Source organism: Mycobacterium sp. NGS41, assembly GCF_059812725.1.
The window spans coordinates 44,580-52,763 of record NZ_JCALDF010000033.1 but is presented as its reverse complement, the minus strand read 5'-3'; the positions used below and the strand labels follow the sequence as shown (position 1 = coordinate 52,763).

The following is an 8,184-nucleotide window of genomic DNA, read 5'->3' as shown; positions in this document are numbered from 1 at the left end:
GGCGGCGAAGTCCTGTCCGTCATTCGGGGCACCGCGACATCCGCGGGCAAAACAGTGTTCGTCTTCCCCGGCCAGGGCGCCCAGTTACTCGGCATGGGAACGGGATTGCACGCCGCATACCCGGTATTCGCCGAAGCATTCGACACCGTCGTCGGCGAACTGGACCGGCACCTGCTACGCCCACTGCGCGACGTGATGTGGGGCAACGACGAGAACCTGCTGAATACCACCGAATTCGCCCAGCCGGCACTGTTCGCGGTGGAAGTCGCATTGTTCCGGCTACTTGAATCGTGGGGCGTGCGGCCCGATTTCGTGATGGGTCATTCGATCGGTGAACTGTCGGCGGCACACGTCGCCGGCGTCCTGTCGCTGGAGAATGCAGCCGTACTGGTGGTCGCTCGCGGCCGATTCATGCAGGCCCTGCCCGCGGGCGGAGCGATGATCGCCGTGCAGGCCACCGAAGCAGAAGTACGGCCACTGCTGAGCGGCGAAGTCGGCATTGCGGCCGTCAACGGCCCGGCGTCGCTGGTGATTTCGGGTACCGACGACGCGGTGGTCGCCGTCGCGACGAAGCTCCGCGCGGATGGCCGCAGAGTCCACCGCTTGGCTGTCTCGCACGCATTCCATTCGCCGTTGATGGAACCGATGATCGACGAATTCGGAACGGTGGCAGCCAGCTTCGCTGTCGGTCGACCCACGATTCCGATCGTGTCCAACGTGACCGGGCAGGTGGCTGGAGACGACTTCGCGTCTGCGGCGTATTGGAAGCGGCACGTGCGCGAAGCGGTCCGGTTCGCCGACAGCGTCCGCTTCGTGCACTCGGCCGGCGGAAACCGCTTCCTCGAAGTCGGACCCGGCAGCGGCCTGACGGGCTCGATCGAAGAATCGCTTGCTGATTCCGATTCGACGGCCCCTGTAGTCACAATGTCCGCGCTGCGCAAGGACCGCCCGGAACCGGCAACCTTGATCAACGCCGTCGCGCAGGGGTTCGTCGCCGGCATGGACGTGGATTGGCGCGGTACCCTCGGCGCGGCCAACTTCGTGGAATTGCCGACGTATGCCTTTGAGCGGCGGCGGTTCTGGCTGTCCGCCGACGGCTCGAAGGCCAACTCCGCCGGCGCCGCCGGCTTGGGTCTTCAGGCCGGCGAGCATGAGCTGCTGGGAGCGGTGGTGGAGCTGCCGGCCTCTGGCGGAGTGGTGCTGACAGGGCGGTTGGCGACCACTGCTCAAGGGTGGCTGGCCGACCATGCGGTCGGTGGGGTTGTGCTGTTCCCCGGCGCGGGCTTCGTGGAACTGGTGATCCGCGCCGGCGACGAAGTGGGTTGCGGCATTGTCGACGAGCTGAATTTGGCTGCGCCGCTGGTACTGCCCGCCGCGGGATCTGTCGCGATTCAGGTCGTGGTCGGCGACTCGGACGAGACGGGTGCTCGAGCGGTGTCGGTGTTTTCGCGTGCCGAGACGGGTTCCGGGTGGCTGCTACATGCCGAAGGTGCCCTGAGCGCGGGATCGGTTGCACCCGCGTCGGATCTGTCGGTGTGGCCGCCGGCGGGTGCGGTCGCGGTGGATGTCGGCGACGGGTATGAACGGTTGGCCGAACGCGGCTACGGGTATGGCCCGGCGTTCCGCGGTCTGACCGCGATGTGGCGACGCGGCGACGAAGTGTTCGCCGAGGTGGCGCTTCCCGCCGATGCCGGGGTGTCGGTCGCCGGGTTCGGCGTCCACCCGGTGCTGCTGGATGCGGCGTTGCACGCGGTAATCCTTGCCGGTGAAGACGCAGCAGGCGCTGCAGATGGATCGGTGTTGGTGCCGTTCTCCTGGCAGGGCGTGTCGTTGCATGCCGCGGGCGCATCGGCGGTGCGGGCGCGGATCATGCGGACAACCCCGTCCGCGGTGTCGATCGAGCTGGCCGACGGGTTGGGGTTGCCGGTTCTGTCGGTGGCTTCCATGGTGGCCCGCCCGGTGACCGATCAGCAGCTGAAAGCGGCGTTGTCGGGTTCGGGTGGGGATCGGCTTTTCGAGGTGGTCTGGTTGCCGGCGCCAGTCAGTTCAGACCGGCCTGCCGACGCCGCCCCGTCATACCAGGTCTTCGAGTCCGAACCGGCCACCGGCGACCCGATCGCCGGCGTGTACGCCGCGGCTCATAAAGCGCTGACCGCCGTGCAATCCTGGCTGTCGGAACCACATTCGGGCACGTTGGTGGTGCTCACCCGCGGCGCGGTAGCACTGCCGGGGGAGGACCTCGCCGATTTGGCGGGCGCCGCGGTATGGGGCTTGGTACGCTCCGCCCAGACCGAGCACCCCGGCCGCATACTTTTGGTGGATTACGATGAGCCGCTTGACGATACGGCGATAGCCGCTGCCTTGGCAGTGGGCGAGCCGCAGCTGGTGATGCGCGCCGGACAGCTTCACATCGCCCGCGTGCACGGCAGTCGCGCGGTGGACGGTGTGTTGTCGCTTCCCGGCGACGCCGAGAACACCGCTTGGCGACTCGGCATGTCCAGCGCGGGCACGTTTGAGAATCTGCGGCTCGAGCCTGCACCCGACGCCGACGCTCCGTTGGCGCCGGGGCATGTGCGCATCGCGACCCGCGCCATGGCAGCCAACTTCCGCGACGTCATGATCGCACTGGGCCTCTACCCGGATCCGGACGCGGCGATGGGTGTTGAGGCATCCGGTGTCATCCTAGAAGTCACTGAAACCGTGTCCAGCGGAGGACGTTTCGCGGTCGGCGACCGGGTCGCCGGACTGTTTCCGGAGGGCACCGCCACCATCGCGGTCACCGACGAGCGGCTACTGATCAAGGTGCCGGCGGACTGGTCCGACGCCGATGCCGCCACCGCACCCGTCGGCTTCGCAACGGCCCACTACGCGCTGTCCACCCTGGCCGACGTGCGACCCGGTCAACGGATTTTGGTGCACGCCGCGACGGGTGGAGTGGGCATGGCTGCCGTGCAGCTGGCCCGTCATTGGGGACTCGAGGTGTTCGCCACCGCCAGCCGGGGCAAATGGGACACCTTGCGGGCCATGGGTTTTGACGACGACCACATCTCCGATTCGCGCAGCCTGGAGTTCGAGGAGAAGTTTCGCTCGGTCACGAGCAGGACCGGCAAGGCCGGAGTGGACGTGGTGCTGGACTCGCTGGCCGGCGAATTCGTCGACGCGTCACTACGGCTGGTCGCACCCGGCGGCATCTTCCTGGAGATGGGCAAGACCGACATCCGCGACCCCAATGAGGTCGCCGAACATCACCAAGGCGTGCGCTACCGCGCCTTCGACCTGTTCGAGGCGGGCCCGGACCACATCCAGCGGACGCTCACCCAACTGACCGACATGTTCGACGCCGGAATTCTGCGGCCCTTGCCGGTGACCACCTTCGACATCCGCCGGGCACCCGCGGCATTGCGGTATCTCAGCCAGGCGCGGCATGTGGGCAAGGTCGTGATGACGGTGCCTGCAGCGCCCGGCGGTGCACTGGGCACCGGCACGGTATTGATCACCGGTGGCACCGGTATGGCGGGATCGGCGTTGGCCCGTCATGTGGTAACTCGTCATGGGGTGCGAAATCTGGTGCTGGTGAGCCGGCGTGGCCCGGATGCGCCGGGGGCGCAGGAACTGACGGGCGAGCTCGCTGCCGCCGGTGCACAGGTGCAGGTGGTGGCCTGCGACGCCGCCGACCGGGAAGCGCTGGCCAAGGTGATCGCAGACATCCCCGTACAGCATCCGCTGTCGGCCGTCATCCACGCGGCCGGAGCGCTCGACGACACGGTGGTGACCTCACTGACCCCGGAACGGATGGATGTGGCCTTGCGGGCCAAGGTGGACGCCGCATGGAACCTGCACGAGCTGACCCGCGACCTGGATGTCTCGGCCTTCGTGTTGTTCTCGTCGATCGCCGGACTGGCAGGCGCGGCCGGCCAGGCCAACTACGCGGCCGCCAACGCGTTCCTGGACGGGCTGGCCGCGCATCGGCAAGCTCGCGGCCTGCCGGCGGTGTCCCTCGGGTGGGGTCTGTGGGATCAGGCCAGCGCGATGACCGGCGGGTTGGAAACCGTCGACTTCAACAGGCTGGCCCGCGACGGCATCGTGGCGATGTCCTCCGAGGAGGCCCTCCAATTGCTGGACACCGCACTGATTGTGGCTGAGCCGTTCATGCTGCCGGCCCGCATCGATCTGGTCGCGTTGCGCGCCAAATTCGACGGGGGCACGTTGCCGCCGATGTTCGTCGACTTGATCAACGCGCCTGCCCGCCGACAGGTCGACGACTCGCTGGCCGCCGCCAAGTCGAAATCGGCTCTGCTGCAACGCCTGGAAGGGTTGCCCGAAGACGAGCAGCACACGGTTCTGCTGGACCTGGTGCGTTCGCACATCGCCACCGTGCTGGGCAACACCACCCCCGAGGCCATCCATCCCGACCGGGCGTTCCAGGAACTGGGCTTTGATTCGCTGACTGCAGTGGAAATGCGCAACCGGCTCAAAGCCGCTACCGGGCTTGCGCTTTCACCCACGCTCATCTTCGACTATCCCAACTCCGCCGCGCTGGCCGGTTACATGCACCAAGAACTGGTCGGCAGCTCGGCGCAACAAGCCCCGGCCGCCTTGCCCGGGGAGGCCGAAATCCAGCGAGTGGTCGGATCCATTCCGGTCAAGCGTCTCCGACAGGCCGGCGTATTGGAGCTGTTGCTCGCACTGGCAAACGAAGCCGACGGTGACAGCCAGGCCGGCGAACAGGACGTCGCGAAGGACATCGCGGACATGGACCTCGATGATCTGGTCAATGCGGCGTTCATGAACGACGACGAGTAGGCATGGATAGACAGCAGACACCCGGGGTTAGTCGGTGAGAATCGCGGTCACCGGGGCCAGCGGGGTGCTCGGCCGCGGCCTCGTCGCGCGGCTGCTCAGCCAGGGCCACGAGGTAGCCGGGATTGCCCGTCACCGGCCGCGAAGCTGGCCGGTGACGGCCGAGTTCGTCGCCGCGGACATCCGCGACGCGGCCGCGGTCAGGCGCGCCGTCGCCGAAGCGGACGTCGTGGCGCACCTCGCCTGGGCGAACGACTCGGGGCTGGACGACCGCTTCAGCGAAGAGGTCAATGTCGGGGGCACCCGCAACGTCCTCGACGCCATGGCCGAGACCGGTACCGGGCGTATCGTTTTCACGTCATCGGCACACGCGCTGACACCAGTGTCTGCCGAAGGGCGATACAAGGCCCGGGCCGAGGAGATGCTGGCCGCATCCGGAGCACACTGGGTCGCGATCCGTTCCGCGCTCGTCGTGGGCCGAAGCATCGACAACTGGGTCCGCACACTGCTGGCGTTGCCGGTTCTTCCCGACATCGCCGGCTCCGCCGACGGCGCTGTGCAGGTGGTCCACCTCGACGACGCGCTTCGGCTGCTGACTCGCGCGATCCTGGAGACCGGAATCGACAGCGGCCAGGTCAATCTCGCCGCCCCGGGCGAACCGACGTTTCGTGAGATCGCCCACGCACTCGGCCGTCCCGTCGTGTCGTTCGCCGCCCTGCCGCCGGTACTACGGCGATGGATCACCTCATTGCCGGAACTGGAACTGCTGCAAAGCGCCCCGGTGATGGACACCACGCGGCTGCGCGACGAGTGGGGGTTCCGAACCGCCTGGAATGCCAACGAATCTGTCCAAGACTTCGCGCTGACGGTGCGCGGCCGCCTGGCGGTCGGCCGACGAGTGGTGTCGCTGCCGTGGCGGATGGCCAATATTTCGGAGCTGCCCGCCGTCGACGCACCGGCCGATGACGGTGTGGTTCCGAGAGTTGCTGGGCCAGAGGGGGATAACGGCGAATTCGACACGCCGATCGACCCGCGCTTTCCCACCTATCTGGCGACGAATTTGTCGGAGGCGCTGCCGGGTCCGTTCTCGCCGTCGTCGGCCTCGGCAACGGTACGCGGCCTGCGCGCCGGCGGCGTGGCCATCGCCGAGCGGCTACGTCCAGGCGGCGTGGTGCAGCAGGAGATCGCGACGCGAACCGTAGCGGTGTTCGCACACCGGCTTTATGGCGCGATCACATCGGCGCATTTCATGGCCGAAACAGTGCCATTCGCCAGACCCGCGACGATTGTGAGCAATAGCGGGTTTTTCGGCCCCAGCATGGCGACCCTGCCGATCTTCGGCGAGCAGCGTCCGGTGTCCGAATCCGGTCGTGCACGCAGGCAACTGCGCACCGTCCGCAACATCGGGGTGTTCGGCGTCAACCTGCTGGGCCTGAGCGCCGGATCTCCCCGTGACACCGAGGATTTCATCGCTGACGTCGATCGTCTGGAGCAACTTGCCGGCGGTGACATCACTCAGCTCGACGATCGCCGGCTACTCAGCCTGATCCTGCTGGCGCGCGACCACGTCGTGCACGGTTGGGTGCTGGCGTCCGCGTCGTTCATGCTGTGCGCCGCATTCAATGTGTTGTTGCGTGGTTTGTGCGGTCGAGACACCGCGACGCCGGCCGGTCCGGACTTGGTCAGCGCGCGATCGGTGGAGGCGGTGCAGCGGTTGGTGGCTGCCGCACAACGCGATCCGAATGTGCTTCGGCTGCTTGGCGAGCCGGGGGAGCGTCTTGGCAAACTGGCGGTCGAGGCGCCGGAGTTTCACGCCGCGGTAACCACAGAGCTGGCGCTGATCGGGCACCGCGGCCCGGCGGAAGTCGAGATGCTGTCGACCAGTTACGCCGACGACCCCGAACTGCTGCTCCGCATGGTGACCAAGGCATTGAGCGCACCGCCGGCACCTGAACCGCGGCATCCGGTGATTCCATTGCGCGCCAAACCCGTTGCGATGCTGGCCGCACGGCAGCTGCGGGACCGCGAGGCCCGTCGCGACAAAATGGTGCGAGCCATCTGGGTGCTGCGCGGACTGCTGCGTGAATATGGACGCCGCTCGGTCGAAGCCGGTATCTTCGACAACCCCGACGACGTGTTCTACCTGTTGGTCGACGAGCTCGACGAATTCGGGCGGCTCCCGGCAGACGTCTCGGAGCTGGTGGCCCGCCGGCGTGCCGAACAACGCAGGCTGACCGCCGTCGTTCCACCCACGGTATTCAGCGGCAGCTGGCAGCCGTCGACCTCGTCGTCCCCGGCGCTGGTCGCCGGAGACACCCTGCGCGGCGTCGGCGTATGCGGCGGCCGGGTCCGCGGCCGGGTGCGGATCGTGCGGCCCGAGACCATCGACGACCTACTGCCGGGCGAGATCCTTGTCGCGGAGGTCACCGATGTCGGGTACACCGCCGCCTTCTGCTACGCCGCGGCGGTGGTGACTGAGCTCGGCGGTCCCATGTCGCACGCCGCCGTGGTGGCGCGCGAGTTCGGATTCCCGTGCGTGGTCGATGTTCAGGGGGCGACTCGACACCTGCCGCCGGGAGCGCTCATCGAGGTCGACGGCAGCACAGGCGAGATCCATGTGCTCGAAGACGACAACTCCCGGCTCAGCAGCTGAACGCGATCCCGACGCCGTCAGGCGGCGGCACCGATCGTAGACACCCGAACGGCTCGATGCCGGCGCTGCTGAACCGCGCGGCCGACTGGTGGGCGTAGTTCACGCAAAACACCCCAGCCCGGTCGGCGCGGCAACGGTAGTCACCGAACGCCAACGAGTCGCCGTCGGCCAACTCGTTTCCGTCGCCATAAAGGAACGGGCCCGGATCGGCGCGAGCAGATCCGACCTGCAGGTTGGTACCGTCGAAGTCCACCCAGCCAGGCTTCCATTCGCCGTAGGCCGTCTCGGGGCGAGGCGGGGGATTGTTGAGGCTGATCAGGCAAGCCAGCGCGCCGCCGGAGTGTTTGGAGTCCGTCATGCAGGTCACCGGCCGGCCTGTGTCGGATTGCCCGGACGGTTGAACGAACGCGATGTCGGCGCCGAGTTGGGTGGGAATGCCAGCACGGCTCGCGCTGTGGTAGTGGTCCGGATCGGCGGGATGACCAGCCTCGATCCAGGCAATGACGCCGGAGATCTGCGCCCCGGCGGCTGGCGCGGGCGATGCCGCCGCCGGTTTGCTCGGGGAGGCAGCGGCGGTGGTTGGTGAGGTCGGGGCGCTGGTCTGCGTGTGCCCGGCACGGTCCCCAGCCGTGTGCGAGCATCCGGCAACCAGCAACGACACTGCGACCAGCGCGGCGATCCGCATTCCGTCAGGCTAACCGCCGCAAGCCGATTTGCGGCGCTGCGCGCGC

At 67.7% G+C, this 8,184-nt stretch carries 3 protein-coding genes; 2 read left to right on the top strand and 1 reads right to left on the bottom strand.

Features of this window, described 5'->3' with window-relative positions:
* Nucleotides 1–4,803, top strand: a 4,803-nt coding sequence (locus AC5Y21_RS22120) for an SDR family NAD(P)-dependent oxidoreductase (RefSeq protein WP_499915477.1), incomplete at its 5' end; no start/stop codon positions are given.
* 34 nt (nucleotides 4,804–4,837) lie between these two features.
* A complete protein-coding gene (locus tag AC5Y21_RS22115; protein WP_499915475.1) occupies nucleotides 4,838–7,453 on the top strand; it encodes a sugar epimerase family protein in 2,616 nt (871 codons plus the stop codon).
* Here AC5Y21_RS22115 and AC5Y21_RS22110 read toward each other — a convergent pair.
* Complete coding sequence (locus AC5Y21_RS22110; RefSeq protein WP_499915473.1) at nucleotides 7,443–8,138, bottom strand: hypothetical protein; 696 nt, start codon at nucleotides 8,136–8,138, stop codon at nucleotides 7,443–7,445. The genes AC5Y21_RS22115 and AC5Y21_RS22110 overlap by 11 nt on opposite strands.
* Nucleotides 8,139–8,184 lie beyond the last annotated feature (46 nt).

Excerpts from the sequence above, each read along its gene's own strand:
- AC5Y21_RS22110 (WP_499915473.1), bottom strand. The coding sequence starts at position 8,138 with ATGCGGATCGCCGCGCTGGTCGCAGTGTCGTTGCTGGTTGCCGGATGC.